Below are 1,271 nucleotides of genomic sequence, written 5' to 3' on the forward strand. Positions count from 1 at the left end.
GGTGTTTCGCACTGCCGAGATCATCGGCGGTGGCCCGCAGCAGTAGACGGCTCCGTCGGTGAGTTGGGTGAGTAGGTCCGGCCCGGTCGGGACGCCGTCCACGTCGTCGGTCCAGATACAGACTCGGGTGCTGTCCCACCCTTCGACTTCCGCGAGAAAGGGCATCGAGTTCCGAGAACGTCCGCAGTAGGTGAGATGCCAGTCCATACCCGCGGCCCGCGCGGCGCGCACCATCGGCGAGATAGCCGTGATCCCGATACCGCCGGCGATGAACAGCGCCTTGCCGCGGGGGATGAACGGGAACCCGTTGCGCGGACCTCTGACCGTAACCCGTGAACCGACTTCGAGGTCGTGCATCTCCTGTGATCCGCCACCGCCGTCGGGGATCAGGCGTACCGCGACGGTGTAGTCGGAACGGTCGGCAGGGTCACCGCACAGCGAATACTGTCGCCGTCGCCCGGACGGGAGATGCACATCGAGGTGCATTCCGGGTGCCCACGCCGGGAGGTCTGTGCCCTGCGGTGAGGAGAACGTCAGACGCACGACCTGCTCGTCGACGCAGAGCACCTCGCGTCGCGCGAGCGTCAACGACACCGAACGAACCACTGCCGGTGCGGCGTACGCATCGTCGTAGTGACCACCGTCGAGGAGGGCGAACCATTTGTCCAAAGTGTCGGTGACCAACGAGACCGTCTGATCGGGTATCGCCCGCCCGTACAGATCCGGCGGGATCGTCCTCCCCTGCCGAAAAGACTCGACGGTCTCGCTCACGAGCGCCCACCTACGCCGCAGGCCCCTCATCGGGCGGCGGCGCGGGCGGCCGGTGACGACGCCAAATACTGGACCGCCTGCTCGGTGCTACCTTCCCGCTCAGGGTGGTACCCGGACTTGAAATACCGCAGCGACGCAGCCGCGATCATCGCCGGAGACGGGAACAGTCCCCGCCGTGCGACATCGCGGTACGCCCGCAAGGTCGGCCGGCGTTTACGCCGCGGCAGATGCGCCAACGTCGGATCCTGCTCCATCAGAAACCGCACCCCGCGGGTCCAGAACCACACCAGGGCCGGGGCGATCGCGAGATAGGTGCGCAGTCGCCGAGCCGGGCGAACATCGAAGTACTGCATCACCTCGAACGCAACGGACCGGTGCTCGACTTCCTCGGCCCCGTGCCAACGCAACAGATCGAGCATCGTGGCATCGAAATCGACCTCGTCGAGTGCGCGGGCATTGAGGACCCAGTCACCGAGAAACGCCGTCAGATGTTCCACCGC

At 66.3% G+C, this 1,271-nt stretch carries 2 protein-coding genes; both read right to left on the reverse strand.

The window, feature by feature from the left end; translation table 11 throughout:
• Positions 1-771 (reverse strand): ferredoxin reductase (locus A2J03_RS19495; protein ID WP_231912621.1); only part of this gene is annotated, 771 nt, incomplete at its 3' end.
• A 26-nt stretch (positions 772-797) separates the two neighbouring features.
• A partial coding sequence (locus A2J03_RS19500; RefSeq protein WP_197480863.1) for a metal-dependent hydrolase occupies positions 798-1,271 on the reverse strand: 474 nt, incomplete at its 5' end.

The sequence above is a fragment of the Rhodococcus sp. EPR-157 genome (assembly GCF_001647195.1).
Classification (GTDB): domain Bacteria; phylum Actinomycetota; class Actinomycetes; order Mycobacteriales; family Mycobacteriaceae; genus Rhodococcoides.